Consider the following 25,894-nt stretch of genomic DNA (forward strand, 5'->3'; position numbering starts at 1 on the left):
ATATGAATTATACAGGGGGCCCACCCCAAGGGGTGGGCCAAAAGTGTATTAGAGGGCGTGATCGATGCGGATGTCAATCGGCGCTGTGGGGATGGTGTTGGTCGGCACGGTGACCGAAACCCCTTCAAAGGCGCCTTCCTTGTTCATGACGTTGCCACCTCGGGAGAGGCGCGCCTTGAACTGCAGCTCGGCATGGGCCGCCAGCTTGCTCCCCTCCATCATGGCATCCCCGTCCCCCAGGGAGAGGGTGAGCGGGAGATGCGGGCCAGCAATGCGCTTGACCGCGATGGGCATGGGCGGACCGTTGGGGATCACCGCAAAGACGAACAGATGGGCATCTTCCGGCATCTTTATTCCCGGCGCCAGGGTGATGTGCAGGGGGAACTCCCCCTCTTTCACCGCCAGCACCTCGGCTTGTGCCTGGCCTTCGGCAGACGGGGTGGTCACGGCGATGCCACGCTGGCCAAGCTGCTGCCTGGCGTACTCCATGGAGCGCTCCACCATGGTGTAGCGGGCCGAGCCCGGCTCCAGCAGCGGCAACATCCCCTGCCAGCGGTCGAGGGCGGTCTGGAAATCCTCTTTTTGCAGGGCCATGAAGGCGTGGACGGAGCGGGCCTCGATGTTGGCCGGGTCCTCGGCAATGACCGCCTGCAACAGCTGATCCGCACGGGCTTCCTCCCCCGTCATCATCAGAGCCTGGGCATAGGGTACCGCCACCATGGCCTTCTGGGGCGCGAGGGCGTAGGCACGCTCCAGCGCCTCGCGGGCCATCTCGGGATCATTGCCATCCAGGGTCAGGCGCCCCAGCAGCAGCCAGCCACGGTAGTCGTTCGGTTCTTCTTTCAGCCGGGTTCGCAGGGCCAGGGTGAAGTCCAGCAGATCCTGCTCGGTCACCCGGGCATCACGCTCCACCAGGATGCGATTGCTGAGCTCCCCCAACCGGCTGCTGGCATCCTGCCAGCGGCTCACCTCCTGCCAGGCGCCGAGCTTGGCGTAGAGACCGATGCTCACCACCGCCAGCACCAGCACACCGGGGATCCAGATCAGGCTCTTGCCGCCACGGGCGGTCTGCTCCACGTCGGGAATGTCGTCCAGGAGGCTGCGCTGCAGCTCCACCAGGGATTCCGGCTCCTCTGCCAGTATCCCCTGCTCCCGCTCTTCCCCTATCTCCAGCAGGCGCTGGCGATAGAGCTGCTTGTTGAGGGCCGAGCGACTGATGCTCTGCCGGCCCTCACCGCGCCACAGCGGCACGATCAGCGCCAGGCTCGCCAGCACCAGCAGGGCCGCACCCAGTATCCAGAATGGGGTCATGGTTTCTCTTCCTCTTTGAGCAGGGCGGACAGCCTGGCCTGCTCTTCTGCACTCAGGGTACCTTCAGGCTGTTGCAAGGGAGCAGGGGCATGGCGGCGGCTTCGCACCACCACGGTGACGACGCCAATCACGATGACCAGCAAGGGGCCAAGCCAGAGGATCAGGGTCGAGGCCATCAGGGGGGGATCATAGAGAATGAAGTTGCCGTAGCGGGCCACCATGTAGTCCACCACTTCCTGCTTCTCCTTGCCCTCGCGCACCATCTGGTAGGTCTTGTCCCGCAGATCCTTGGCGAGCCCGGCGTTGGAGTCCGCGATATCCTGGTTCTGGCACTTGGGGCAGCGCAACTCGCGGGTCAGCTCGCGAAAGGTCTGCTCCTGGGCGTCGCTCTCGAAGGTGTAGACATCAATGGCGGCGCAGGCCTGTCCGGCACAGACGAGACCGGCCAGCAGCAACAGGGATGCAATCAGTGTTTTCATCGGGGAGGCCTCACTTCATGGCATCGAAGATGGGTTTGAGGGTACTGGCCCAGACGTCTGGGTTGATGTCCCCCACGTGGCGATAGCGGATGATGCCCTGGCTGTCGATGAAGAAGGTCTCGGGCGCGCCATAGACACCGAGATCCAGCCCCAGCATGCCGTCCGGATCGTAGAGGTTGACCTGGTAGGGATTGCCAAGCTCCGCCAGCCACTTGATGGCCTTGTCACGCTCGTCCTTGTAGTTCATGCCGACGATGTAGATCCCCTGCCCCGCCAGCTCCTTGAGGTAGGTGTGTTCCCCGTAACAGGTCGGGCACCAGGTGGCCCAGACGTTGAGCAGCATGGGGCGCCCTTTGAGGATGCTCCTGTCGTGCTGCTTGCCCAGGTCATAGATGTCCTGCAGGGTAAACACGGGCACCTCCTTGTCCACCATCACAGATTCGAGCTTGGTGGGATCGGAGTAGAGCCCCTTGAACAGAAACACGGCCCCCATCAGGAAGATGATGAAGGGCAGCAGATAGAGCCAGGTCTTCTTGCTCATGCCTTGGCCTCCTCGTCACGACGTCCGAAGCGGTAGCGCTTGTCCAGCATGGCCAGCACGCCGCCGAGGGCCATGAAGACGCCGCCAAACCAGATCCAGCGCACGAAGGGCTTGTAGTAGATCCGCACCGCCCAGGCGCCGTTGTCGAGTTGCTCGCCGAGCGCCGCATAGAGATCCCGGGTAACCCCCGCATCGATAGCCGCCTCGGTCATCGGCATGCGGCTCACGGTGTACATCCGCTTCTCGGGCTTGAGCAGGGCTACCTGCTTGCCATCCCGGTGCACTTCCAGCACGCCCTTGAAACCGTCGTAGTTGGGGCCGTTCTTCTCCTTGATGCCGGTGAAGACGAACTCGTAATCGGCGAACTGGACGCGATCGCCGGCCTGCATCCGCAGGTCCTTCTCGATGCTGTAGTTCTGGGTGCAGGCGATGCCGATGATGCTGACCGCGAGCCCCACGTGCCCCAGGATCATGGCCCAGTGGCTGTTGCCAAGCTTGCGCACGCCGGTGGCAAAACCGTGTTTGTGGGTGGCCCGCGCCCAGGTCTCCTGCACGCTGGTGACGATGATCCAGACGCCAAGCCCGATACCGAGCGCAGCCCAGGGTTTGAACGCCTCGGCAAAGAGTTTGGGCAACAGCAGAGCCGCGGCCAGGCTCAGCACCAGGGCGAGCATCACCTTGCCCTTGAGCTCACCGAGATCCTGGCGGCGCCAGCGGAACAGGGGGCCCACCCCCAGCAGCAGGGCGAAGGGGATGATGAGCCAGCTGTAGATGTGGTTGAAGAAGGGGGTGCCGATGGAGATGCTGCCAAGCCCCAGCTCCTTGTGCACCAGGGGCAACAGGGTGCCGAGCAGCACGGTGAGCAGGCCCGCCACCAGCAGGATGTTGTTGCCAAGGAGCAGGGTCTCGCGGCTCCACAGCTCATGCTTGCCGTGGCTCTTCACCTGGGAGCCCTTGAAGGCGAACAGCAGCAGGGAGCTGCCTATCACCGCCAGCAGGAAGCCCAGGATGAACAGACCCCGGGTCGGGTCCGAGGCAAACGCATGGACCGATACCAGCACGCCGGAACGCACCAGGAAGGTGCCGAGCAGGCTCAGGGAGAAGGCCGAGAGCGCCAGCAGCACGGTCCAGGCCTTGAAGGTGGCGCGCTTCTCGCTCACCGCGAGGGAGTGGAGCAGGGCCGTGCCCGCCAGCCAGGGCATGAAGGAGGCGTTTTCCACCGGGTCCCAGAACCACCAGCCGCCCCAGCCAAGTTCATAATAGGCCCACCAGGAACCGAGCACGATGCCCAGCGTCAGGAAGACCCAGGCCGCCATGGTCCAGGGACGGGACCAGCGCGCCCAGGTGGCGTCCAGACGCCCCGTCATCAGGGAGGCGATGGCGAAGGCGAAGGCCACCGAGAAGCCCACATAGCCCATGTAGAGCATGGGGGGGTGGAAGATGAGACCCGGGTCCTGCAGCAGCGGATTGAGATCCCGCCCGTCCACCGGGAAATACGGCAGGGTGCGGGTGAAAGGATCCGAGGTGAACAGCACAAAGGCGGTGAAGCCCACCGAGATAAGGCCGAGCACCCCGAGTACCCGCGCCACCGCATCGAGCGGCAGGCGACGGCTGAAGAGGGCCACCGCCGCCGTCCAGCCCCCCAGGGTCAGCACCCAAAGCAGCAGCGAGCCTTCATGGGCTCCCCACACCGCCGAGATGCGGTATTGCAGGGGCAGCAGGCTGTTGGAGTTGGTGGCCACGTACTGCACGGTGAAGTCGTTGTCGACGAAGGCCCAGGTGAGGCAGAGAAACGACAGCAGCAGCAGCAGGAACTGGCTGTAGGCGAGCGGGCGGGCCGCCGACATCATGCCAAGACGACCGAGATGGGCCCCGATCAGCGGGTAACTGCCCAGCAGCAGGGCGGTGGCGAAGGCCAGGATCAGTGAGAACTGCCCTAATTCCGGGATCATTGACTATTCCCTCTCGATTGCACGGAGAAACCTGCCGATTTGGCGGTATAAAGAAGTGAATTCTTGGCGCATACCGGCATCATTGCTTGGCTCCCTGCAACTGCGCCTCTGTGTATTCGGGCTTGAAGTGCATGCCGTTGGTGGCGTCGGCCACTTCCGGCGGCATGTAGTTCTCGTCGTGCTTGGCCAGCACCTCGAAGGCGGCGACCGTGGTGGCATCCTTGAGGGTGCCCTGAGCGACAATGCCCTGCCCCTCGCGGAACAGGTCCGGCAGAATGCCGTCAAACTCCACCGTCACCAGATGGCCGCCGTTGTCCACCAGCTTGAAGGCTACCTTGAGGCTCTGGGGATCCCGCACCACAGATCCCGGCACCACCAGGCCACCGATGCGCAGGCGCTGCCCCTCCTCGGGCTTGACCTTCTCCGGCCCCTTCCCTTCCACCAGCTCGCTCGGGGTGTAGAAGAGGTCGATGTTCTGGCTCAGGGCATAGAGCACCAGGCCAGTCACGCTGGCAAGGCCCAGGCTGATGGCCAGGATGATGGTGAGGCGTTTCTTGCGGCGCGGGTTCATAGGGTGTTCTCCATCTGCTGGGCCGCCTTGCGGCGTGCCTCCCGAGCCTGCTTGTTGCGCAGTTCGCCAAGCAGGCTGCGGGTCTTCAACCGGGTGGAAATGACGATGCCGACCAGGCAGAGCAGGGTCAGACCGAAGGAGAGCCAGACGTAGAAGGCATAGCCTCCCATGGCCATGAAATCACTGAAAGAGGCAAAGTGCATGCTTACTTCTCCTGCCTGGCGATGTCGGCGACCCAGGGGCGGTGCCACTCCCGCATCAGCAGCTCATTGCGAAAACGCATCAGGGTCAGGGCACCGAGAAACGCGGCGAACGCCAGGATCATGATGAGCAGCGGCCACAGCATCTCGGGGGAGATGGAGGGTTTGTCAAACTTGGTGATGGTGGCCCCCTGGTGCAGGGTGTTCCACCACTCCACCGAGTAGTGGATGATGGGCAGGTTGATCACCCCGACCAGCGCCAGGATGCCGGCGGCGCGGCCCGCCACCACCTTGTCGCTGAAGGCGTTGTAGAGGGCGATGACACCCAGATAGAGGAACAGCAGGATGAGCTCGGAGGTGAGCCGGGCATCCCACACCCACCAGGTGCCCCACATGGGTTTGCCCCAGGCGGCGCCGGTAAAGAGGGCGATGAAGGTGAAGACGGCCCCCACCGGGGCGATGGCCGCCACCGTCATGTCTGCCATGCGCAGTTGCCACACCAGGCCAATGAAGGCGGCCACCGCCATGGTGGAGTAGGCGCCCATGGAGAGGATGGCGGAGGGCACATGGATATAGATGATCCTGAAAGAGTCGCCCTGCTGGTAATCGGCGGGTGCGAAAGCCAGCCCCCAGACGGTGCCGATGATGAAGGCGAGCAGGCTTGTCACGGCAAACCAGGGCAGCAGGGTGCCGGCCAGCCCATAGGCGCGCTCGGGTTTGGCATAAGGGTGCAACCATTTCCACATAGCTCACGAAACCTTTCAGTTATTAATTTTTAAGTGGCGAGGGCTACCATACCCATGGGGGAAAAACATCATATCCCCCGAAAGCAATAAGCAGCCATCCCCTTGATCTATCTCAACTATCTCGCCCCTAACAAGGCTTCAAACGAAAATCTTTTCGCCAAATCAATCAGTTGACACTCACCCGCAGCGCCGCCGAGATGGCCAGGGGGGTCAGGGTCAATGCCCCCACCAGCATGGCCCCCAGGATGGCGAGCTGACCGGCATAGGGCAGTCCCATGCTCGCCGCGTCGATGGCGGACGTGGCGAAGATAAGCACCGGAATATAGAGCGGCAGCAGCAGCAGGCTGAGCAGCACGCCCCCCTTGCGCAGCCCTGCGGTCAGCGCTACTCCGACCGCACCGAGCAGGCTCAGCACCGGTGTACCGAGCGCCAGGGTAGCCACCACGGCCAGATAGGTCTTCAGCTCCAGGGAGAGCAGGATGGCGAGCAAGGGGGAGACCAGCAACAGCGGCAGACCGGTCAGCAACCAGTGAGCGATCACTTTGGCCAGGGCCAGCAACCCCAGGGGATGGGGCATCAGCATCATCTGCTCCAGGGCGCCGTCGCTGAAGTCGTCACGAAACAGCCGCTCCAGGGAGAGCATAGCCGCCAGCAGGGCCGCCACCCAGATGATGCCGGGAGCGATGCGGGCCAGCAACTGGGGCTCGGGCCCGATCCCCAATGGAAACAGGGTGATGACGATGAGGAAGAACCAGAGCGGGTTGAAGATGTCGGCGCGCTGGCGCAGGGCCATCAGCAACTCGCGGTGAATAAGGTGTATGACGGCGCGCAGCATGGGCTACTCCTGCAACAGCGAGGTCAGGGAGAGGGTCTTGAGCCGCCCCTGCATCAGGGTCAGATCCTGGTGGGTCGTAAGGACCACCATCCCCCCCCTGTCCGCGTGGGCGAGGAACAACTGCTCCAGCACCCTGACCCCCTGCTTGTCGATGGCGGTGAAGGGCTCGTCCAGGATCCAGAGCGCCGGTCGCTCGCTCAGCCACAGCCTGGCCAGCGCCACCCGTCGCTGCTGCCCGGCGGAGAGCTGCCCCGCGGGATAGTCTTCGAAACCGGCGAGGCCGACCTGGGCCAGCACCCGCCAGAGATCCACGCCGTCCCCGACAGGACCATGGAGCTTCTGGTAGAAGGAGAGATTCTCAAGGGGGGTCAGGGTCGCCTTGACGCCTGGCTGATGGCCCAGGTAAAGCAGGCTGGCGTGGTATTCATCCCGGCAATGGCGGATATTCTCCCCATTCCAGCACACCTCGCCAGCAAAGGGCTGGGAGAGGCCGGTGAGCAGGCGCAACAGGCTGGTCTTGCCCACCCCGTTGGGACCCTCAATCTGCATCAAATCCCCGGCACGCACCGCGAAGGAGAGATGTTCAAACAGGGTGCGATCTTCACGCACGCAGCTCAGATTGTTCGCTTGAAGCAGCATGGGGATGTAATCGTTGAAAATGAGGCGGCCTGCATCTTAACACAGGATCCGGAGGCGTCTTTTCAAAGATGCCAATAATCAACAGGATTTGTGGGGAAGATCGCGCCCCCACCAAAGAGATTGATGCCAAAGGATTATCACCGTCCCGGCATCGAAAAAGAGGTGGCCACGGGCCGAACAGAAAGCGGGAAGGCACCGGCCTCCCCGCGACACATCCGTCAGCTGCGTCCCTTTCGCAGGGAAATAAGCAGCTCCGCTTCCGCCTGGGGCAACTCACACTCGCTCATCACCTCGTCCAGATCGGCACCAAGCTCCACCATCTTGGCGGCGCGGCTGTAGAGGCGGCGCTCCGGATCCTGCAACGTCAGCTCCTGCTGGCTGTCGTGGATCTTCTGCATGGCCCCTTCTGCGGCTTGCAGACGCTGACCCATGCCGATGGCACCCGTGTGCAACTCCATCATCTGCTTGCGCAGACTCTCGAGCTGCCCCTGCAGCGCTTCCACCCTGGCCTCGGACTCTCGCTGGCGACGACGGTGCCCCAGGATCCCGTAAAGGGCCAGCACCAGTGCGAGCAAGGACAACCCCAAGGCTGCAAATTCAATCATCAAACCATCACCTTACCGTCACAGGGAGGCGGACAGGTGCCATCGCCCCCGTCCGCACGTTCCCGTCCCTGTTACAGGGAACCAATGTCTTCCCACTCTTCGTCGGAGAGCAGCTTGTTGAGATCCACCAGGATCAGCAGTTGGCCGTCACGGTTGCTGACGCCCTGGATGAACTTGGCACTCTCCTCGGTGCCCACCGCCGGGGCGGCATCGATCTCGGAGGAGCGCAGATAGACCACCTCGGCCACGCTGTCCACCATGATGCCGATCACCTGCTTCTCCGCCTCGATGATGACGATGCGGGAGTTCTCGCTCACGTCCCCGGCCGGCAAGCCGAAACGGGAGCGGGTATCGATGACGGTCACCACGTTGCCACGCAGGTTGATGATGCCCAGCACGTAGTCAGGTGCCCCCGGGACCGGAGCGATCTCGGTGTAGCGCAACACTTCCTGAACCTGCATCACGTTGATGCCATAGGTCTCGTTTTCCAACTGGAAGGTCACCCACTGCAGCACTTCGTCTTCGGCCAGATTCTGTGCAATATTGCGCTTCTCTGTCATCTTCTTGATCCTTGTATGAACCCGTCAACGGGTAAAATTAGCAATAAAACCATGGCGATGCCGATGTTGTCAGCGGCCTTCGATGTTCACGCCCCGGCCAAGCAGCAACAAGAGCTCCCTGACGTGCAGCAGGGCACACATCTTCTCCTTGACCATGCCGGCCAGCCAGGGGCGCTTGCCCTCCTGATGGCGCCACTTCACCTGGTCCCGGTGCAGCAGTTCTGTGCCCTTCAACTGGTGACAGGCCAATCCCCAGGGTGATTCTCCCAGCATAATCAGATATTTGTAATCGTCCATCTCCAGATGCTGGCCCGGCATGACCCACTGGGCCGTGTCCACCACGTTCATCTTCTGCTCGCGGGAGGTCATGATCCCCTTGTACCAGCCCGGCTGGCCGAAGAGAGAGGTCACCTCCCCCAGTTGATGGATGCCCCCCAACTCGGTCAGAGGCACCGCAAACGTCACCCCGGCCACGTCGAAGAAGAGCGCCTGAAACTCGTTGCCGGTATCCAGGTTCTCCCAGGTCGACGGTGCGGGCGCCGCGAGGGCGGGTGCGGGTTCTGCCACTGCGAGGGCGACGGGCTCGACCTCCTCCACCTCGGCTTCCACCACCGGCTCTGCCAGGGCGACCAGAGGCTCACTGTCAACTACCTCCGCCTCGAGCTGGAATGGCTCGACATGCACCTCTTCGTGGCTCAGGGCATCCATCTCGAACTGGACCTGTCCCACCTGGGCAAGCAGCTCGCTCAGCTGGGCCAGTCGGGTATCGGCTTCAAGATAGGGGGTGGCAGCCACCTCCGGCACGGCGACGGTCTGACGTTGCAACGCTGGGGCCGGTGCTTCGTCTTCGGGATCTTCCCGCAGCAGGGCATCGTCCAGCAGCAGGGAGTGGAAATAGTCGTCCATGGCCCGAACCTGGGTGGTCTCTCTCACGGCATCACCTCCTGGGTCCGTTGACGCTCCAGCGCGTCGAGATGGTTGAGCAGGGTCTCATAGGCATAGGTGCCCCGGCTGCCCGGTGCATAGATGGAGGGAGGAATGTGCACCAGACTGGCATCCCTGAATTTGGTGTCGATGGGAATGACCGCATTCCACACCGCCTCCCCATACTGCTCCTTGATGGACTGCAATGTCATCAGGGAGGCGCGGGTACGCTTGTCAAACATGGTCGGAATGATGGTGTAGCGGAACTTCTCCCGCTTGGAGCGCTGCATGATCTCGAAGGTTTTCATCATCCGCTCCAGCCCCTTGAGGGCCAGGAATTCGGTCTGCACCGGCACCAGGATGCGATCGCAGGCCGCCAGCGCGTTCACCATCATGACCCCCAGCACCGGCGGACAGTCGATGAGCACGTAGTCGAACTGATCCTGCACCCGCAGCAGAGCGCGCTTGAGCACCAGCCCCATCCCTTCCCGGTTGCCCATCACCCGATCCAGCGTGGCCAGGGTAATCGAGGCGGGCAGCAGGCTGATGTTCTCGAATCGGGTCTTGAGGGTCATCCGGTTGACCAGCTCGGCGCTGGGTTTGGCCGCCTGGAACAACTCGTACAGGGTGCCTTCCAACCTGTCCGAGTCGAAATCGAGATAGGAGGTCAGGGAGGCGTGGGGGTCGGTGTCGATCAGCAGTACCCGCTGGCCACGCTGGGCCAGAATGCCCGCCAGGGAGACGACCGTGGTGGTTTTACCGACTCCACCTTTCTGATTGGCAACCGTCCAAACAATCACTGTATCAATCCTGCCTTGTTGTTATGCGTATGCCCCCACCGGGCAGCGCGATCACCCTGATCTTTTCACTGTCGACACTCTGCGGTGCGTCCTGCACCGGTGCCACCGTCAGCGGTTTGACGGGGGCTGGCGGCACCCAGGCGAACCTGGATATGGCGACCACCACCTTGCGATTCTGTAATCGTCCCTGCTCGGTGCCATTGTCGACGAAGGGGGAAAACTCTCCGTACGCCTCGTAGGCGAGCCGACCGGGAGCCACCCCCTTGCCCACCAGGGCATTGAGCACTGCCTCGGCGCGGGCTGCTGACAATGTCCAGTTGGAGCGGAAAATTTCGTTGTTTATCGGTTGGTTATCCGTGTAGCCCCGCACCCTGACATAGTTATCGACCGGTTTGAGAATACCTGAAAGCGTATCGAGCACAGGGGCGGCATTGTTACCCAGAAAAGCGCTGCCACTGTTGAACAGGAGACCTGAACTCAGCTCCACCGTCAGCCAGTTTTCATCCTGCGCAAGCTTCACCACCCCCGCATCGACCAGGGCGCCCATGGACTCCTGGATCTGCATGTCGATCTGCGCAAGAGCCGTGCCATCTTGCGAGACGGGCGTGCCCGTGATGGGTGCCCGCGAGGGGGACGCAGAGGCCTGGCTCTCCAGCAGGCTGGGTGCGGCCGAGATCGGGTTGTCCAGCAAGGAATTGCCCCGCCCTTCCAGCAGGCCATCGCTGCGCGGCGCCTGGTTGAAGGCCTGGGTCATGCCCTCGATGACGGCGCGGTACTCCTCCTTGTTGACGATGGCAACGGAGTAGAGCACCACGAAAAGGGCGAAGATGAGCGTCATGTAATCGGCATAGGAGACCAGCCAGCGATCGAGATGCTCTCGCCCTTGCAGGTGCAAACGATAGCGCTTGCGCATGGCTACTCCCCTTTCAGATAAGCCCGTAACCGCCTTTCAACCTGCGGGCCGTTCTCCCCGTGGGCGATGGCCAGAAGCCCCTCCAGGGTCATCTCCTGATAGAGGCCGTAATGGTAGTGGAAGGCGCGCAGCCGATTCGCAATCGGCAGATAGAGCAAGTTGGCAAAGCCCACCCCGTAGATGGTGGCGACGAAGGCCACGGCAATGCCCGCCCCCAGGGTGCCTGGCTCCTCCAGATGAAACATGGCCTGGATGAGGCCAATCACGGCCCCGATGATGCCGATGGTGGGGCTGTACCCGCCCATGGACTCGAACACCCTGGCCGAGTGCTCGTTGCGCTCCTGCTCGATGTCGATGTCCGCCTCCAGCAGGCTGCGGATATCCTCGATGGAGACGCCATCCACAATCATGGAAAGCCCCTGGCGGGTGAAGGGATCGGGCTCGGCCTCGGCCTGGTTTTCCAGCGCCAGCAAGCCTTGCTGGCGGGCGAACTGGGCCCACGCCTTCAGGCGCTCGGCCTGCTCCGCAAGATCCAGCTGCGGCGGAAACAGCATCCAGGTTGCCTGCCTCAGGGCACTGAGCAGGTACCTGCGGGGAGTCTGCAAGATCACCGCCCCCCAGGTTCCCCCGACGACGATGACAAAGGCCGGGCCATCCAGCAGGGTCAGCAGGCTCCCGCCATGCCACCACTGGGCGATGGCGACGGCCCCCAGCGCCAGCACCAGGCCGAGCATGCCCATGGTCAGCGGCCCAACTCGACCAGAATGCGCTGGGCCACCCGATCCAGCGGCAGGGATTCGCTTGCTATGCCCGCCTTGGCAACGGCCTGGGGCATGCCATAGACCACGCAGGAGGCTTCATCCTGCGCCCAGATGGTCGCCCCCTGCTCCTTGAGCAGACGGGCACCGTCGCGGCCATCCGCGCCCATGCCGGTCAGGACGATGGCCAGCACCTTGTCGCCATAGGTCTTGGCGGCGGAGGCGAAGGTGATGTCCACGCAGGGTTTGTAGTTGACCTTGTCATTGCCATCGATGATGCGAAGACGGGCACCGGGCCCGCGCCCTTCCAGCAACATCTGCTTGCCACCGGGGGCAAGATAGGCCTGACCCGGCTTGAGCACGTCGCCATCCTGCGCCTCCTTGACCCCTATCTGGCACAGCCCGTTGAGGCGGGCGGCAAAGGCAGCGGTGAAGGTGGCCGGCATGTGCTGGATCAGCAGGATGGGATGAGGGAAATCTCCCGGCAGCTTGGTCAGCACGTTCTGCAGTGCCACCGGCCCGCCGGTGGAGGTACCGATGGCAACCAGCTGGTAACTCTTGCCACTGCGCTTGAACGCGGCGGGAGCCGCCGCTGCTCGCGCAGGCTCGTGCTGGCGTTCGGCCAAGGGGCGATTCATGGTCCCCGTGACGGCGGGCCGGACGGCAGGCTCGGGGGCGCGGGGCCGGGTCGCCATCAGGAAGCGCTTGCGGGCGATCTCCTTGACCCGCTGCTGCAGCAAGTTGACTGCTTCGTCCTTGTCCCGGGCGATGTCTTCAAACTTCTTGGGCAGAAAATCGAGGGCGCCCGCATCCAGCGCATCCAGTGTTGCCTTGGCTCCCTCGTGGGTCAGGGAAGAGAACATCAGGATGGGGGTCGGACACTTGGCCATGATCTCGCGCACGGCGCTGATGCCGTCGAGCACCGGCATTTCAATGTCCATGGTAATGACGTCGGGCCGCAACTGCTGCGCCTTGTCTACCGCCTCCCGCCCGTTCTGGGCCGTGTCGATCACCGTCATCAGGGGATCCTGATTGATGATTTCGCTGACCCGACGGCGGAAGAAACTCGAATCGTCGACCACTAATACCTTGACTGCCATTGTTATTCTTTTAACTCCTTGAGCCTGGCGCTCAGTGGCGACGGGCATAGGCCTTGAGCAGGCTGGGCACATCCAGAATGAGGGCGATGCCGCCGTCGCTGGTAATGGTGGCGCCGGCCATGCCGGGGGTACCTTGCAGCAGGTTGTCCAGGGGCTTTATCACCACCTCTTCCTGACCGATGAGGTTGTCTACCACGAAGCCCACCTGCTGGGTCCCTATCTGGACGATGACCACGTGGCCCTGGTCCTGGCGGGCCGTCTTGCCGGCACCGCGTACCAGCCACTTGTGCAGGTAGAACAGCGGAATCGCCTTGTCACGGACGATGATGGTGAGCTGGCCATCCACCACGTTGGCCTTTTTCAGATCCAGGTGGAAAATTTCATTCACGCAACCGAGGGGCAGGGCGAAGGTCTGCTGACCCACCTCCACCATCAGGGTCGGCAGAATGGCCAGGGTCAGGGGAACCTTGATCTCGAGACGGGTGCCCTTGCCCCAGGTGGAATCGATGTGTACCGAGCCATTGAGGCTGACGATGCTGGTCTTCACCACGTCCATGCCCACTCCACGGCCGGAGATGTCGGAGATCTCCGACTTGGTGGAGAAGCCGGGGGCGAAGATCAGGTTGTAGGCATCGTTGTCGCTCATGCGCGCCGCGCTGTCAGCATCGAGCACGCCACGGCTGATGGCGATGGACTTGAGCTTCTCCGGGTCCATCCCTGCGCCGTCATCCTCGATGCAGAGCAGAATGTGGTCCCCTTGCTGGGAGGCGCTCAGGGTGATGGTGCCCTGGCGGGGCTTGCCCGCCTTCTCGCGCACGTCCGGCATCTCGACGCCATGGTCGCAGGAGTTGCGCACCAGGTGAACCAGGGGGTCGGCCAGGGCCTCCACCAGGTTCTTGTCCAGATCCGTGTCCTCACCCACCATCACCAGCTCGATCTCCTTCTTGAGGGTACGAGCCAGATCGCGCACCACGCGCGGGAAGCGGCCGAATACTTTCTTGATAGGCTGCATGCGGGTCTTCATGACCGCGCCCTGCAGATCGGCGGTCACGACGTCGAGGTTCGCGACAGCCTTGGACATCTCTTCGTCATTGCTGGCGATGCCGAGGCTCACCAGGCGGTTTCTCACCAGCACCAGTTCGCCCACCATGTTCATGATGACGTCCAGGGTCTTGGTATCCACCCGCACCGTGGTATCGCTCTGTACCGCGCTGCTCTCGGCGGGAGCGGCCTGCTTGGCAGGGGCGGCCCTGGCTGGCGCTGGGGGCTCTACCGGCGCGGGTTTGGCGGCCACTGGCGCCTTGGGCGGCGTCACCGGGGCTGCGGGGGCAGCGGGTGCCGGGGCCTTGGGTTCGGGCGCAGGAGCAGGTGCCAGACTGTGCTGGGGCGCCTGGCCACGGCCGTGCAGTTCATCCAGCAGGCGCTCGAACTCATCGTCGTCGATGAGCTCGTCCACCTCTTTCTGGACCGACTGCAGGGGGGCCAGATCGGGGGCACCACCGTGCTGGCCCTGACCATGGAGCTGGTCGAGCAGAGCCTCGAATTCGTCGTCTGTGATGTCACCTGACCCGCTCAGCACGGGGGCGGCAGAGACCGTCGGCGCTTTGCCGACACCGTGCAGCTCATCGAGCAGGCGTTCAAATTCGTCGGCGGAGATCTCGTCGATGGAGCCACCGCCATTGACGGCGACAGGCGCCACCTCGGCGATGACCTCGGGTTCTGGTGCGGGTTCGGGCTCAGGCTCGGGTTCTGGCTGGGCCGCTACGCTGGCGGTACGCAGCTGCTCCTGCCCTTCCGGCTTGCACAGCTCGTGCAGATCGTGCAGCAGATCGGGAGAAGCGGGGCTTATCTCTTCGCGGTTCTGGACCTGGGCAAACATGACGTTGATGGCATCCAGCGCCTGCAAGATGACATCCATCAGCTCGGCACTGAGGGTCCGCTTGCCGTTGCGCAGCATGTCGAACAGGTTCTCGGCACCGTGACAGACATCCACCAGTTCGGTGAGGGAGAGGAAGCCCGCTCCCCCCTTGACGGTGTGGAAGCCGCGGAAGATGGCGTTCAACAGGTTCTTGTCATCGGGCCGCTTTTCCAAGTCGACCAGTTGTTCAGACAACTGTTCCAATATTTCTGATGCTTCGACCAAAAAGTCTTGCAGTATGTCTTCATCAACTTCGAAGGCCATGCGTCACTCCATTAGAATCCCAGGCTAGACAGCAGATCGTCCACATCATCTTGACCATTGACCACATCTGAGCGGGTCTGCGGGTTCATGATGGGGCCTTCCGCTTCGATGCCGCTCACTGGCAGGCTACGTGCCGAATTGTCGCTAACGCCCTCACCGAACATGGTCAGCATCTCTATCAACTTCGTTTCAACTTCCTGCACCAGTTTGATCACCTTGCGGATCATCTGACCGGTCAGGTCCTGGAAATCCTGAGCCATCAGAATTTCCGTCAGCAGTTGTCGTAACTTATCGGCATCCGTCTCAGAAGCCTTAATAAAATCATTCAGTTGATGGCACAGCGCCTTGAATTGACCCAGCTCGAGATCCCGGCTCATCAGGGCATTCCAGTTGGGCATGACCAGCTGAATGTTGTCGTTGAGTCGATCGGCGATGGGAAGGCTTGCCTCGACCGCATCCATGGTGCGATTGGCCGCCTTGTCCGTCATGTCGATGACATAGCTCAGACGCTCCCGGGCATCCGGGATCTCATGGGTGGCCAGGTCGGGGATCCTGGGATCCAGGCGAAAATCCTGCAATGAGTTGTGCAATTGGCGGGTCAGCTGCCCCACCTTGTCAAACAGGGCCGCCGCATTGGGGGCGCACACATCGGCGAGGATGGTATCGGCCTGTTCAAACTCTTCCCGCTCCAGGTGGGCAACCAGCATCCTTGCCTGGTCAAGCGAGATCATGGCACTCGTTTTGGCCTTCATCCCTGCCGCTCCTTAGCCGATACGTTCAAAGATTTTGTCGAGCTTCTCTTTGAGGGTGGCAGCGGTGAACGGCTTGACGATATAGCCATTGACCCCGGCCTGGGCGGCTTCGATGATCTGCTCGCGTTTGGCTTCGGCAGTGACCATCAGAACCGGCAGGTGCTTGAGCTTGTCGTCGAGGCGAATCGCCTTGAGCAGGTCGATGCCCTGCATGCCGGGCATGTTCCAGTCGGTGACCACGAACTGGAAGTCGCCATTTTTCAGCATCGGCAACGCCGTGTTGCCATCGTCTGCTTCATGGGTATTGTTGTATCCCAGGTCACGCAGCAAGTTCTTGATAATCCGGCGCATCGTTGAAAAGTCATCGACGATGAGGATTTTCATGTTCTTGTCCAAAGTTCCTCCTAAATAGCCGCCAAGACGGCTCACTTACATGATGCAGATCGCAGGTTTTATGGTGCGGATTATGCCTTAGAGTTGTGCTCCAGTGTAGCCAGTACAACCACTTATAAATTCCAATCTCGCAAACGGGCGCGCAGCCTGTGCATGGCCTGACTATGAATCTGGCTCACCCGAGACTCACTCACACTCAATACTTCACCGATCTCGCGCAGATTCAGCTCTTCATCGTAATAAAGGGACAGCACCAGCGCCTCCCGCTCCGGCAGGCGGGCGATGTGCTCCGCCAGGGCCCCCTGGAAGCGCTCGGCCGCCAGATCGTCGAATCCTCCCTGACCGTTGCCGTCATCGGGATGACCGATGACATCCTCGCTGACGCCCAGATCCTCGATGCCGATGATCTTGCCGCAGGAAACATCCTGCAGCATGGCATGGTACTCCCCGAGGGACACCCCCATATTGGCGGCCACCTCGGTGTCTCTGGCATCCCGGCCATGGGCCTGCTCCACGTTCTCGATCGCTTCTGCGATGGCACGGCTGTTGCGGTGCACCGAGCGGGGCACCCAGTCTCCGCGGCGGATCTCGTCGAGCATGGCACCACGGATGCGGATGCCGGCATAGGTTTCAAAGCTGGCGCCCTTGCTGCCGTCAAAGTTGCGGGAAGCTTCGAGCAGCCCAATCATACCTGCCTGGATCAGGTCATCCAGCAAGACACTGCTTGGCAGGCGAGCCAATAAATGCTGGGCAATCCGCTTGACCAGCGGAGCGTGTCGCTCGACCAGCACGTAGGAATCCTGATGACGCAAGTATGCTTGGGCTTTATTCACGGGAGTCTTCCTGTGTTATGACCGGCTTTTGCAACAAGTTTTCCAGGAAAAATTCGAGGTGGCCGCCCGGCTGATTCGGGATGGGCCAGCTCGCCGCCTTGTTCGCCAGGGCACGAAATGCCAGGGCGGCAGGGGATTTTGGAAACGCCTCAACTATCAGTTTCTGCTTGCGCACCGCGGCCCGCAGGTTGGTGTCGTAAGGCACGCAGGCCACCAGCTCCAGGGAGGTATCCAGGAAGCGGTCGGTGACCCGGGTCAGCTTGGCGAACAGCTCCTGTCCCTCGCGCAGGGAGCGGACCATGTTGGCCACCACCTTGAAGCGAAACACACCGTGATCCTTGGAGAGGATCTTGATGAGCGCGTAGGCATCCGTGATGGAGGTGGGTTCATCGCACACCACCACCATGATGTCCTGGGCGGCACGGGTGAAACTCAGCACCATGTCGGAAATCCCCGCCGCCGTGTCCACCAGCAACACGTCCACCTGGGTCTTCATCTCGCTGAAGGCGCGGATGAGCTCGGCATGTTGTACCGGAGAGAGCTCGACCATGGACTGAGTGCCCGAGGTGGCCGGCACTATCATCATGCCGTAGGGCCCCTCGACGATGATGTCGTCTATGGTGCACTCCCCGGCCAGCACATGGGAGAGGTTGCGATGCACCCTCAGCCCCAGCATGACGTCGACGTTGGCCAGACCAAGGTCGGCGTCCAGCACCAACACCCGCTTGCCCTGGGCGGCCATGGCTCCCGCCACGTTCAGGGTCACGTTGGTCTTGCCGACGCCCCCCTTGCCTCCGGACACGGCGATCACTTTCACTCGATTGTTTTGACGCATTTTGCGCAGACCACTCGCCTGATCCATATACATGTTACTCATAAAACTCCGAATCTTCGGATTCGCCAAAACCCGATCCCCAGAAATAGGGATCTTCTGCTTCCCGTTCCAGCGACCCCATGGCGGCACCGACCAGCAGCGCCGCATTGGCAACTTGAATATCTTCCGGCACCCGTTGCCCGTCGGTGATGTAACTGATGGGCAGGGCGTTTTGAATGCACACGTTGATCACTTCACCCAGATTCAGGCTCTCGTCGAGCTTGGTCAGAATGCAGCCGGAGAGCGGAATGCGCCGGAAGTGATCCACCGCCTCCTGCATCACACGTCGCTGGGAGGTGGCCGACATGACCAGATAACTGCGGATACGCACCTTGGCATTCTTCACCAGGGTGTCGAGCTGTTCGGTCAGGCGGATATCCCGCTGACCCACCCCGGCGGTGTCGATGAGCACCAGCCGGCGATGGCGGAACTGATAGAGGGCACTGGCCAACTCTTCGGCGTCCCGCACCTGGCGCACCGGGCAACCCATGATGCGACCATAGGTCTGCAACTGTTCGTGGGCCCCGATCCGGTAGTTGTCCGTGGTAATGAGCGCCACCTGCTCGGCGCCATACTTCATGGCAAAGCGGGCCGCCAGCTTGGCGATGGTGGTAGTCTTGCCCACCCCGGTCGGTCCGAGCAGGGCCACCGCCCCCCCCTGACGCAGGATCTCGTCCTCGCTGATCTTGAGCTGGGCCGTCAGCACCTCGGCCAGCTGGGCCATGGCCTGATGGATCGGCATGTCTTCGGGGATGAGGCCCGCCAGCTGATCGGCGAAGGCATCGTCGAACCCCATCTTCTTGAGTTCCTTGATGAGCAGGGCGCGCATGGGTTCGCGGCGCTCCACCTCCTGCCACATCAGGCCGGAGATCTGGTGCTCCAGCAACTTGCGGATGCTGGCCATCTCCTTGCGCATCCCCTCCATCTCCTGATCCCGCTGGGCGGACTGGGTCTGGCGCGGGGCGGCGGCAGGACGGGCCTTGGGCTTGGCGGGCTCGGGAGCGGCTCCCCACTGGCCCTGTTCGGCCAGGGTTCTGGGAGCACTGGCCGCGCCCGCCAGTCCGGCGGACTGGGTGCCGGCAGCGCCATTGGCGGGCCAGGAGGCCGAGGCTGGCTGACCGTTGCCCGCTCCGCTGCCAGACCATGATCCCGGGGCGGCATTGCCACCCGCCGGGTTGGCCGGATTGAGCTTCTGCTGGCGTGCCAGCAGGGCCGCCAGGGTATCGGCGTAGTATTCGTTCTGTTCCTTGGGTGGCGCCGACCTCGTCATCTGTTTGCCCGCAGACGAGATATTGACGCTCTCTTCATTCAACTGACGGCGAACCGGCGCGTCTTTGGGCCCCGGTACCTGGGATTGATAATCGACGGCCGCGACTATCTCCACCCCACCGGTGACCTTTTTGTTGGACATGATGACGGCATCGGGTCCGAGAGTCTCCTTGACCTCGGCCAGCGCCGTGCGCATGTCTTTGGCAAAAAACCGCTTAATCTTCACCCGTCATCTCCGCTAACTAGCCCTGTCCCACCGCACTGACGATGCGGATCTGCTTGTCGTCAGGCACTTCCTGATAGGACAGCACGCGTAATCCAGGAATGGCATTCTTGACAAATTTCGCCAGGGTATTGCGCAATATCCCCGATGTCAGAAGCACGGCCGGCTGGCCTTCCAGTTCTTGTCGTTGAGTGGCTTCCACCAGGGAGCGTTGCATCCGCTCCGCCAGTCCCGGTTCGATACCGGCGCCATCTCCCCCACCTGCTTGCAGGGATTGATGCAATATACGTTCCAGTTCTGGTGACAAGGTGATCACCGGCAGCTCGGGCTCGGGGCCGGCAATCTCCTGCACAATCAATCTGCGCAGGGCTATCCGGCAGGCTGCGGTCAGCACTTCCGGGTCCGGGCTGCGGGGCGCATATTCCACGAGGGTCTGCAGGATAGTGCGCATATCGCGAATTGGCACGCCTTCATTGAGCAAATTCTGCAATACCTTCACCAGGTTGCCCATGCTGATCACCTCGGGAACCAGTCCTTCCACCAGCTTGCTCTGATGCTTCCCTATCATGTCGAGCAGTTGTTGCACCTCGTCATGACCCAGCAGCAGCGCCGCATGGTTGGAGAGGATCTGGCTCAGGTGGGTAGCCACCACGGTGGCCGCATCGACCACGGTGTAGCCAAGGGTCTGGGCCTGGGAGACCTGCTCCTTGGCGACCCAGACCGCCTCCAGCCCGAACGCTGGGTCCTGGGTAGCGATACCGTGGATCTGGCCGAACACCTGCCCCGGGTTGATGGCCATCTCCTTGTCGTGATAGACGGTGGCTTCCCCCGTGCTCACGCCCATCAGGGTGATGCGGTACTGGTTGGGGGCAAGATCCAGGTTGTCGCGAATGTGGACGGCAGGCACCAGAAAGCCCAGCTCCTGGGAGAGCTTCTTGCGCACCCCCTTGATCCGGTTGAGCAGCTCGCCCCCCTGGTTCTTGTCCACCAGCGGGATCAGCTGATAACCCACCTCCAGGCCGATGATGTCCACCGGCATGACGTCGTCCCAGCTGAGATCCTTCTGCTCCACCGGGGCATCCCCCTGGGCCGGCATGAGTTCGCCGCTCGCCGCCTTCGCCTTGTTCTGCTTCTCGCGGCGCAGCAGCCACCAGGCGCCCGCCGCCGCCACCGCCCCCAGGCTCAGGAAAGCCAGGTGCGGCATGCCGGGTACGCTGCCCATCATCAGCAGGATGCCGGCGGAGATCACCAGCGCCTTGGGATTTTCGAACAGTTGGCCGAGTACCGCTGTCCCCATGTCCTGGTCGGTATTCTGACGGGTAACGATGATGGCCGCGGCAATGGAGAGCAGGAGCGAGGGGATCTGGGCCACCAGACCGTCACCGATGGCGAGCAGGGTATAGACCTGGGCCGCTTCGCCGAAGGTGAGCTGGTGCTGCATCATGCCGATGATGAAGCCGCCGATGATGTTGATGAAGAGGATCATGATGCCGGCGATGGCATCCCCCTTCACGAATTTGGAGGCACCGTCCATGGAGCCGTAGAAGTCCGCTTCCTGAGTCACGTCCTGACGGCGCTTCTTGGCCTCTTCCTGATTGATGAGACCGGCGTTCAGGTCCGCATCGATGGCCATCTGCTTGCCGGGCATGGCGTCAAGGGTGAAGCGGGCGCTCACCTCGGAGATCCGGCCCGCACCCTTGGTGACCACCACAAAGTTGATGATCACCAGGATCATGAAGACGATGATGCCCACGGCATAGTTGCCGCCGATCACCACGTTGCCGAACGCCTCGATCACATGGCCTGCCGCCGCGCTGCCATTGTGGCCTTCCAGCAACACCACCCGGGTGGAGGCAACGTTGAGGGCGAGCCGCAGCAGGGTGGCGATCAGCAAGACGGTGGGGAAGGCGGCAAATTCCAGGGGGCGGCGGGTATAGACCGCCACCAGCAGCACCACGATGGAGAGGGCGATGTTGAAGGAGAAGAGGATATCCAGCATCAGGGGCGGAATGGGGAGTACCACCATCCCCAGAGAGGCCAATACCAGCAGCGGCGTCCCTACCCCTCTGCTGAGCAGCCACTTGTACTCTTTGAAACGGCCCAGTCCCGCTTTGAATCCCATCGTGCTTCTCAATGATAAACTGCCAATGACGGATTAAAGCAAATATCAAGCCAAGGATTCAATGTATTGATCTATATGGTTTTTATTTTAACACTGTCAGAAGTCCGTCGTTGGCGTCACGGGAAATGGTGACAGGGGGAAGCTGCCTTCACCAAGCAGGCCAAAGGCCAGCCCAGGCCATGGGGCGAGGCGACGCGCCTCGACAAGGAGATAGCGGCCTTGTTTGCGACACAAGGGAGAGAACCCGGGATAAGGCTGCCACCACTGCGTTATTTGCGAAACTCGGGGGGAATGGGCAGATCCTTGGCGATGGGGGTCGGGCGCCGGCCGCGGCCACGGCGGAACTTCTTGAGCTGATAGACATAGGCCAGCACCTGGGCGACGGCGGCGAAGAGCCCCTCCGGGATCTCCTGGCCAATCTCGGTGGCGTGGTAAAGGGCCCGGGTGAGCGGCGGGGAGGACATGACGGGGATGTCGTATTCGCGCCCGATCTCCCGGATCTTCATCGCCACCTCGTCGACCCCCTTGGCCAGTACCTTGGGCGCCGCCCCCGGCTTGCCCGCATCGTATTTGAGCGCCACCGAGTAGTGGGTCGGGTTGGTGATGATCACATCGGCCTTGGGGACATCCCCCATCATGCGGCGCATGGCCATCTGCATCTGCAACTGGCGTATCCGCCCCTTGACCTCGGGCTTGCCTTCGCTGTCCTTGAACTCGTCCTTGATCTCCTGCTTGGTCATCTTGAGCTGGCGATTGTGGTTCCAGCTCTGGAACGGCACATCGATGGCGACAATGGGGATCAGGGCGCAGCAGAGGATGATCAGCATCCAGAGCAGCAGGTCCAGGGCATCGACGATGCCGCCGGGAAAGCCCTCAAGAGAGAGATTCAGCAGATGGTTGAACTGGCTCGACAGCATCCACCAGGCGAACAGACTAATAAACACCACTTTTGCGATGGATTTGACAAGTTCCACCAGTGATTGCACCCCGAACATCCTTTTGATGCCGCTCAGGGGGCTCAGCTTGCTCCACTTGGGCAACATGGCCTCGGAGGAGAAGTTCATCCCGCCGAGCAGGGTGTTGCCGACGAAGGCGGCGATGATCACCAGCATGAACAGCAGCCCCAGAGGCTGGATCAGCTCCCCCAGCAGGGCAGGCACCATGGCCCCCATGGCATTGGGGTCGAACGCCTGATCCCGGTCCAGGGTAAAGCCCATGGTGAGTACCTTGATCATGGCCCCTGCCAGACTCTCCTTGATCATCAGGAGGCCGAACACGGTCGCCAGCAGGACGCTGGCGGTACCCAGCTCCTTGGAACGTGCAATCTGCCCTTTTTCCCGGGCCTGTTGCAGTCGTTTGCCCGTGGGTTGTTCTGTGCGTTCCTGATCGGTATCAGCCATGCTGGCCTCCTGCCGGCATCAGCCGGCTGGCAGCCCGCCAGACTGGCGGCAAAAGGGTCGCAACCGGGAGGGCCTCAGTCATGCTGGCCCCCGAAGCACTGGACGTTGATGAGCTCGCAGCTGGTCTCCTGCACCCGCTCCCAGAGCGCGTCGAAGTGCCCCATGAAGCCACCGATGGTGAGCCAGAGGATGAACAGGCCCGACATCATGCTGACCGCAAAGCCGATGCTGAAGATGTTGAGCTGGGGGGCCGCACGGGTCATCACCCCGAACGCGAAGTTGATCAGCAGCAGGGCGATGATGGCCGAGAGCGCCATCACCAGAGAAGCCTGATACATAACCCCGAGAAAGCTCACCAGGCTGCGGATGGCAGGCAGGGTGAGCCCGCTGTCAGATACCGGCAGGGTTTCGAAACTCAGCACCACCATGCGCAGCATCAGCAGGTGGCCGTCCACCGCGAGAAACACCAGGGTCGCCAGCATCAGGTAGAACTGGCCCACCACGGGAGCCGACTGGCCGTTCATGGGATCCACCAGGGTGGCAAAGCCCAGGCTGGTCTGCATGGCGATGACCTGACCCGCCATCACGAAGGTCTCCAGCAGGAACTGGGTCATGAGGCCGAGCGCGATGCCGATGAGCAGTTGCTGCCCCAGCACCAGGAAGCTGCCGAGGGAGAAGAGCTCGATCTTCGGCATCGGGGGCAGCAGGGGGGCGATGATGAGGGTGATCGCCAGCGCCAGGCCGATACGGATATGGGCGGGGGCGAGCCGGCTGCCGAAGACCGCCATCACCATCAGGAGACTGCTCACCCGGGCCAGGGGCCAGAGGATGGAGGAGAGCCACTCCATAATGAGCGCCGTGGTGTAGGTCATGACAGCGGCACTCCCGGCAGGAACAGGCCAACGGGAGGACGCAGGCCCCGGTCTGCCTCGGCCAGAGCAAAAGAGTGGCCCTTGGCTGGCATCAGCCCACCACCTCGGGGATCTGGCTCACCATCAGCTGGAAGAAGTCCATCAGACTCTGCAATCCCCAGTGAGCCCCCGCTCCCAGGGCCAGCAGGGTGACCACCAGGCGGGGCAGGAAGCTCAAGGTCTGTTCGTTGATGGAGGTGGCGGCCTGGAAGATGGCGACCACCAACCCCACCATCAGGCTCGGCAGGATCACGGCGCACACCATGATGGTCACCAGCCAAAGCGCCTCGCGAAAGACGTCGACGAAGGTTTCAGGACTCATTGCTCGCTCCTTTTGATGGATTTGCCCAGGGTCGCATCCTCCCGGCCTCCTCCTTCGAGAGGAAGAGAGGCCTCGCGCCCTCCCCGAGTGAAGGGGAGAGCCGGGGGGAAGGTCTGCCCTCCCCTAACCACCCGAGCCCAGCCCGAAGCTGGTGGCCAGGGAGCCCAGAATGAGGTTCCAGCCATCCACCATGACGAACAGCATCAGCTTGAACGGCAGGGAGACCAGCATGGGGGAGAGCATCATCATCCCCATGGCCATCAGGATACTGGCGACCACCAGATCGATGACCAGGAAGGGCAGAAACAGCATGAAGCCTATCTGGAAGGCGGTCTTGAGCTCGCTGGTGACGAAGGCCGGGATCAGCACCCGCAGCGGCACGTCAGCAGGCTCGGCTACCTGCACGTTCGCTATCTCCATGAAAGTATTGAGATCCTTGACCCGGGTCTGGGCCAGCATGAACTGGTGAATGGGCAGCTCCGCCTTCTCCAGGGCCTCCTTGGCCCCGATGGTCTCGGCCAGATAGGGCTGCAACGCCTCGTTGTTGATGCGATCCAGCACCGGCGACATGATGAAAAACGACATGAAGAGGGCGATGCCGATCAGCACCTGGTTGGAGGGGCTCTGCTGCAGACCGATGGCCTGGCGCAGGATGCCGAGCACCACGATGATCCGGGTGAAGGAGGTCATCATGATCACCATGGCCGGCAGGAAGGAGAGCGCGGTCATCAACGCCAGCACCTGCAGGGTCAGGCTGTACTCCTGACTGCCATCCGCCATGGTCTTGACGGTGAGTGCCGACATGCCGTCCTGGGCCATCGCCAGGGGCGAGAGCACCAGGGAGAGCAGTGCCAGCCACCGGGTCCAGTTAACGTTTTTCATGCTTGCCCATCAGTTTGCCCAATTGCTCGGAGAACGCCTGGGGTTGGCTCTCGTCCAGCGGCTCCTCCAGGCGATAGAGGAAGTTGACCTGCTGCGGCGTCACCCCGACCAGCAGCTGCTGGCCGCCCACCTTGACCACCATCAGCTTCTCCTTGTAGCCAAGGGGCAGGGTGGCGATGACCTTCATCTGGCCCCCTCCCATCACCTGGGAAAGCTTGCTCTTCTTGAGCAGAAAGCCGAGCACCAGGATGAGGCCGATCACCATCAGGCTGGAGAGCAGCCAGGAGGTGAGGCTGGGGGGATTGGCCCCTACCCCCGGGTTGGCCAGGGCAGGCAGGGAAAACAGCCACAACGGGAGCACACGGATCATTTGAGCTTCTTGATCCTTTCAATCTGGCTGATGACGTCGGTAAGGCGGATACCGAACTTGTCGTTCACCACCACCACCTCGCCGTGGGCGATCAGGGTGCCGTTGACCAGCACGTCCAGGGGTTCACCCGCCACCCGATCCAGCTCCACCACCGAGCCCTGGTTCAGTTGCAGCAGGTTGCGAATGCTGATCTGGCTGCGGCCCACTTCCATGGCGATGGTCACCGGGATGTCCAGAATGGTGTCCAGCTTGCGCCGCTCTTCGGCGCTGATGGGGGCTTCGTCCTTCAACTCCTCCAGGGGGGCAGGCTTGGCTTCGGCCGTGACCTGCTCCTCCAGTGCGGCCGCCCAGGCGTCAGCCATCAAATCCTGCTCGTCATCGGTTCCGCTCATCTTCAATTCCTCAGTGTTGCAGCACCTCCCCGGGG

At 62.2% G+C, this 25,894-nt stretch carries 29 protein-coding genes; all 29 read right to left on the bottom strand.

The features are described 5' to 3' along the window. Window positions 1-48: 48 nt before the first annotated feature. Window positions 49-1,311: a c-type cytochrome biogenesis protein CcmI gene (ccmI, locus tag AB5Y89_RS14400; protein ID WP_261999029.1), complete on the bottom strand. Its 1,263-nt coding sequence runs from the start codon at window positions 1,309-1,311 to the stop codon at window positions 49-51. Next, on the bottom strand, window positions 1,308-1,790 hold the full coding sequence (locus tag AB5Y89_RS14405; RefSeq protein WP_261999030.1) for a cytochrome c-type biogenesis protein: 483 nt from the start codon (window positions 1,788-1,790) through the stop codon (window positions 1,308-1,310). Before AB5Y89_RS14405 ends, ccmI begins: the two co-directional genes overlap by 4 nt. A 10-nt stretch (window positions 1,791-1,800) precedes the next feature. After that, window positions 1,801-2,331 carry a DsbE family thiol:disulfide interchange protein gene (locus AB5Y89_RS14410; protein ID WP_041215578.1) on the bottom strand — a complete coding sequence of 177 codons (531 nt, stop codon included), beginning with the start codon at window positions 2,329-2,331 and terminating at the stop codon, window positions 1,801-1,803. Then, the gene (locus AB5Y89_RS14415; protein WP_261999032.1) at window positions 2,328-4,283 is read right to left on the bottom strand and encodes a heme lyase CcmF/NrfE family subunit; all 1,956 of its coding nucleotides are present in this window, start codon (window positions 4,281-4,283) and stop codon (window positions 2,328-2,330) included. Before AB5Y89_RS14415 ends, AB5Y89_RS14410 begins: the two co-directional genes overlap by 4 nt. A gap of 79 nt (window positions 4,284-4,362) precedes the next feature. Then, window positions 4,363-4,854, bottom strand: a complete 492-nt coding sequence (gene ccmE, locus AB5Y89_RS14420; RefSeq protein ID WP_103243523.1) for a cytochrome c maturation protein CcmE — start codon at window positions 4,852-4,854, stop codon at window positions 4,363-4,365. After that, complete coding sequence (gene ccmD / locus AB5Y89_RS14425; RefSeq protein ID WP_039039901.1) at window positions 4,851-5,057, bottom strand: heme exporter protein CcmD; 207 nt, start codon at window positions 5,055-5,057, stop codon at window positions 4,851-4,853. Before ccmD ends, ccmE begins: the two co-directional genes overlap by 4 nt. Window positions 5,058-5,059: 2 nt before the next feature. Further along, window positions 5,060-5,800, bottom strand: coding sequence for a heme ABC transporter permease (locus AB5Y89_RS14430; RefSeq protein WP_010673946.1), 741 nt, complete (start codon window positions 5,798-5,800; stop codon window positions 5,060-5,062). A gap of 166 nt (window positions 5,801-5,966) precedes the next feature. Further along, the gene (gene ccmB, locus AB5Y89_RS14435; RefSeq protein WP_010673945.1) at window positions 5,967-6,635 is read right to left on the bottom strand and encodes a heme exporter protein CcmB; all 669 of its coding nucleotides are present in this window, start codon (window positions 6,633-6,635) and stop codon (window positions 5,967-5,969) included. A gap of 3 nt (window positions 6,636-6,638) precedes the next feature. Further along, window positions 6,639-7,274, bottom strand: coding sequence for a cytochrome c biogenesis heme-transporting ATPase CcmA (gene ccmA / locus AB5Y89_RS14440; RefSeq protein ID WP_010673944.1), 636 nt, complete (start codon window positions 7,272-7,274; stop codon window positions 6,639-6,641). Window positions 7,275-7,492: 218 nt separating this feature from the next. Further along, the gene (locus AB5Y89_RS14445; RefSeq protein WP_010673943.1) at window positions 7,493-7,879 is read right to left on the bottom strand and encodes a DUF2802 domain-containing protein; all 387 of its coding nucleotides are present in this window, start codon (window positions 7,877-7,879) and stop codon (window positions 7,493-7,495) included. 71 nt (window positions 7,880-7,950) lie between these two features. Continuing rightward, window positions 7,951-8,439, bottom strand: coding sequence for a chemotaxis protein CheW (locus tag AB5Y89_RS14450; RefSeq protein ID WP_010673942.1), 489 nt, complete (start codon window positions 8,437-8,439; stop codon window positions 7,951-7,953). Window positions 8,440-8,508: 69 nt separating this feature from the next. Further along, the gene (locus AB5Y89_RS14455; RefSeq protein ID WP_368224023.1) at window positions 8,509-9,372 is read right to left on the bottom strand and encodes a chemotaxis protein CheW; all 864 of its coding nucleotides are present in this window, start codon (window positions 9,370-9,372) and stop codon (window positions 8,509-8,511) included. Then, window positions 9,369-10,163: a ParA family protein gene (locus AB5Y89_RS14460; RefSeq protein ID WP_010673940.1), complete on the bottom strand. Its 795-nt coding sequence runs from the start codon at window positions 10,161-10,163 to the stop codon at window positions 9,369-9,371. Before AB5Y89_RS14460 ends, AB5Y89_RS14455 begins: the two co-directional genes overlap by 4 nt. Window positions 10,164-10,167: 4 nt before the next feature. Continuing rightward, complete coding sequence (locus AB5Y89_RS14465; protein WP_216987585.1) at window positions 10,168-11,076, bottom strand: OmpA family protein; 909 nt, start codon at window positions 11,074-11,076, stop codon at window positions 10,168-10,170. A 2-nt stretch (window positions 11,077-11,078) separates the two neighbouring features. Beyond that, window positions 11,079-11,816, bottom strand: a complete 738-nt coding sequence (locus AB5Y89_RS14470; RefSeq protein WP_042016381.1) for a flagellar motor protein — start codon at window positions 11,814-11,816, stop codon at window positions 11,079-11,081. Between the two features lie 2 nt (window positions 11,817-11,818). Next, entirely contained in the window at window positions 11,819-12,934 is a 1,116-nt protein-coding gene (locus tag AB5Y89_RS14475; protein WP_104452533.1) for a chemotaxis response regulator protein-glutamate methylesterase, read from the bottom strand. 31 nt (window positions 12,935-12,965) lie between these two features. After that, window positions 12,966-15,116, bottom strand: a complete 2,151-nt coding sequence (locus AB5Y89_RS14480) for a chemotaxis protein CheA (protein WP_368224024.1) — start codon at window positions 15,114-15,116, stop codon at window positions 12,966-12,968. Window positions 15,117-15,127: 11 nt separating this feature from the next. Then, on the bottom strand, window positions 15,128-15,868 hold the full coding sequence (locus AB5Y89_RS14485; RefSeq protein ID WP_041212633.1) for a protein phosphatase CheZ: 741 nt from the start codon (window positions 15,866-15,868) through the stop codon (window positions 15,128-15,130). 12 nt (window positions 15,869-15,880) lie between these two features. Then, complete coding sequence (cheY, locus tag AB5Y89_RS14490; protein WP_010673934.1) at window positions 15,881-16,264, bottom strand: chemotaxis response regulator CheY; 384 nt, start codon at window positions 16,262-16,264, stop codon at window positions 15,881-15,883. Between the two features lie 110 nt (window positions 16,265-16,374). Next, the gene (locus AB5Y89_RS14495) at window positions 16,375-17,094 is read right to left on the bottom strand and encodes an RNA polymerase sigma factor FliA (RefSeq protein ID WP_041212632.1); all 720 of its coding nucleotides are present in this window, start codon (window positions 17,092-17,094) and stop codon (window positions 16,375-16,377) included. Further along, window positions 17,087-17,962, bottom strand: coding sequence for a MinD/ParA family protein (locus tag AB5Y89_RS14500; protein WP_041212631.1), 876 nt, complete (start codon window positions 17,960-17,962; stop codon window positions 17,087-17,089). The genes AB5Y89_RS14495 and AB5Y89_RS14500 overlap by 8 nt, the downstream gene beginning before the upstream one ends. A 1-nt stretch (window position 17,963) precedes the next feature. After that, entirely contained in the window at window positions 17,964-19,463 is a 1,500-nt protein-coding gene (gene flhF / locus AB5Y89_RS14505) for a flagellar biosynthesis protein FlhF (protein ID WP_368224025.1), read from the bottom strand. A gap of 16 nt (window positions 19,464-19,479) precedes the next feature. Beyond that, window positions 19,480-21,582: a flagellar biosynthesis protein FlhA gene (gene flhA, locus AB5Y89_RS14510; protein ID WP_010673930.1), complete on the bottom strand. Its 2,103-nt coding sequence runs from the start codon at window positions 21,580-21,582 to the stop codon at window positions 19,480-19,482. A gap of 269 nt (window positions 21,583-21,851) precedes the next feature. After that, entirely contained in the window at window positions 21,852-22,982 is a 1,131-nt protein-coding gene (gene flhB / locus AB5Y89_RS14515) for a flagellar biosynthesis protein FlhB (RefSeq protein ID WP_041212629.1), read from the bottom strand. A gap of 74 nt (window positions 22,983-23,056) precedes the next feature. Then, window positions 23,057-23,854, bottom strand: coding sequence for a flagellar biosynthetic protein FliR (fliR, locus tag AB5Y89_RS14520; protein ID WP_010673928.1), 798 nt, complete (start codon window positions 23,852-23,854; stop codon window positions 23,057-23,059). Window positions 23,855-23,945: 91 nt separating this feature from the next. Next, window positions 23,946-24,215, bottom strand: a complete 270-nt coding sequence (gene fliQ, locus AB5Y89_RS14525) for a flagellar biosynthesis protein FliQ (protein ID WP_010673927.1) — start codon at window positions 24,213-24,215, stop codon at window positions 23,946-23,948. 123 nt (window positions 24,216-24,338) lie between these two features. Further along, complete coding sequence (fliP, locus tag AB5Y89_RS14530; RefSeq protein WP_010673926.1) at window positions 24,339-25,097, bottom strand: flagellar type III secretion system pore protein FliP; 759 nt, start codon at window positions 25,095-25,097, stop codon at window positions 24,339-24,341. After that, the gene (gene fliO, locus AB5Y89_RS14535) at window positions 25,084-25,467 is read right to left on the bottom strand and encodes a flagellar biosynthetic protein FliO (protein ID WP_010673925.1); all 384 of its coding nucleotides are present in this window, start codon (window positions 25,465-25,467) and stop codon (window positions 25,084-25,086) included. The genes fliP and fliO overlap by 14 nt, the downstream gene beginning before the upstream one ends. After that, window positions 25,464-25,859 carry a flagellar motor switch protein FliN gene (gene fliN, locus AB5Y89_RS14540; RefSeq protein WP_010673924.1) on the bottom strand — a complete coding sequence of 132 codons (396 nt, stop codon included), beginning with the start codon at window positions 25,857-25,859 and terminating at the stop codon, window positions 25,464-25,466. Before fliN ends, fliO begins: the two co-directional genes overlap by 4 nt. Between the last annotated feature and the right edge of the window lie 35 nt (window positions 25,860-25,894).

The sequence above is a fragment of the Aeromonas sp. s4 genome, assembly GCF_040907855.1.
Classification (GTDB): Bacteria; Pseudomonadota; Gammaproteobacteria; order Enterobacterales; family Aeromonadaceae; genus Aeromonas; species Aeromonas caviae.

Coding starts and splice junctions, on each gene's coding strand:
- ccmI (WP_261999029.1), bottom strand. CDS start 1,311: ATGACCCCATTCTGGATACTGGGTGCGGCCCTGCTGGTGCTGGCGAGC.
- AB5Y89_RS14405 (WP_261999030.1), bottom strand. CDS start 1,790: ATGAAAACACTGATTGCATCCCTGTTGCTGCTGGCCGGTCTCGTCTGT.
- AB5Y89_RS14410 (WP_041215578.1), bottom strand. CDS start 2,331: ATGAGCAAGAAGACCTGGCTCTATCTGCTGCCCTTCATCATCTTCCTG.
- AB5Y89_RS14415 (WP_261999032.1), bottom strand. CDS start 4,283: ATGATCCCGGAATTAGGGCAGTTCTCACTGATCCTGGCCTTCGCCACC.
- ccmE (WP_103243523.1), bottom strand. CDS start 4,854: ATGAACCCGCGCCGCAAGAAACGCCTCACCATCATCCTGGCCATCAGC.
- ccmD (WP_039039901.1), bottom strand. CDS start 5,057: ATGCACTTTGCCTCTTTCAGTGATTTCATGGCCATGGGAGGCTATGCC.
- AB5Y89_RS14430 (WP_010673946.1), bottom strand. CDS start 5,800: ATGTGGAAATGGTTGCACCCTTATGCCAAACCCGAGCGCGCCTATGGG.
- ccmB (WP_010673945.1), bottom strand. CDS start 6,635: ATGCTGCGCGCCGTCATACACCTTATTCACCGCGAGTTGCTGATGGCC.
- ccmA (WP_010673944.1), bottom strand. CDS start 7,274: ATGCTGCTTCAAGCGAACAATCTGAGCTGCGTGCGTGAAGATCGCACC.
- AB5Y89_RS14445 (WP_010673943.1), bottom strand. CDS start 7,879: ATGATTGAATTTGCAGCCTTGGGGTTGTCCTTGCTCGCACTGGTGCTG.
- AB5Y89_RS14450 (WP_010673942.1), bottom strand. CDS start 8,439: ATGACAGAGAAGCGCAATATTGCACAGAATCTGGCCGAAGACGAAGTG.
- AB5Y89_RS14465 (WP_216987585.1), bottom strand. CDS start 11,076: ATGCGCAAGCGCTATCGTTTGCACCTGCAAGGGCGAGAGCATCTCGAT.
- AB5Y89_RS14470 (WP_042016381.1), bottom strand. CDS start 11,816: ATGGGCATGCTCGGCCTGGTGCTGGCGCTGGGGGCCGTCGCCATCGCC.
- AB5Y89_RS14475 (WP_104452533.1), bottom strand. CDS start 12,934: ATGGCAGTCAAGGTATTAGTGGTCGACGATTCGAGTTTCTTCCGCCGT.
- AB5Y89_RS14480 (WP_368224024.1), bottom strand. CDS start 15,116: ATGGCCTTCGAAGTTGATGAAGACATACTGCAAGACTTTTTGGTCGAA.
- AB5Y89_RS14485 (WP_041212633.1), bottom strand. CDS start 15,868: ATGAAGGCCAAAACGAGTGCCATGATCTCGCTTGACCAGGCAAGGATG.
- AB5Y89_RS14500 (WP_041212631.1), bottom strand. CDS start 17,962: ATGTATATGGATCAGGCGAGTGGTCTGCGCAAAATGCGTCAAAACAAT.
- flhA (WP_010673930.1), bottom strand. CDS start 21,582: ATGGGATTCAAAGCGGGACTGGGCCGTTTCAAAGAGTACAAGTGGCTG.
- flhB (WP_041212629.1), bottom strand. CDS start 22,982: ATGGCTGATACCGATCAGGAACGCACAGAACAACCCACGGGCAAACGA.
- fliR (WP_010673928.1), bottom strand. CDS start 23,854: ATGACCTACACCACGGCGCTCATTATGGAGTGGCTCTCCTCCATCCTC.
- fliQ (WP_010673927.1), bottom strand. CDS start 24,215: ATGAGTCCTGAAACCTTCGTCGACGTCTTTCGCGAGGCGCTTTGGCTG.
- fliP (WP_010673926.1), bottom strand. CDS start 25,097: ATGAAAAACGTTAACTGGACCCGGTGGCTGGCACTGCTCTCCCTGGTG.
- fliO (WP_010673925.1), bottom strand. CDS start 25,467: ATGATCCGTGTGCTCCCGTTGTGGCTGTTTTCCCTGCCTGCCCTGGCC.
- fliN (WP_010673924.1), bottom strand. CDS start 25,859: ATGAGCGGAACCGATGACGAGCAGGATTTGATGGCTGACGCCTGGGCG.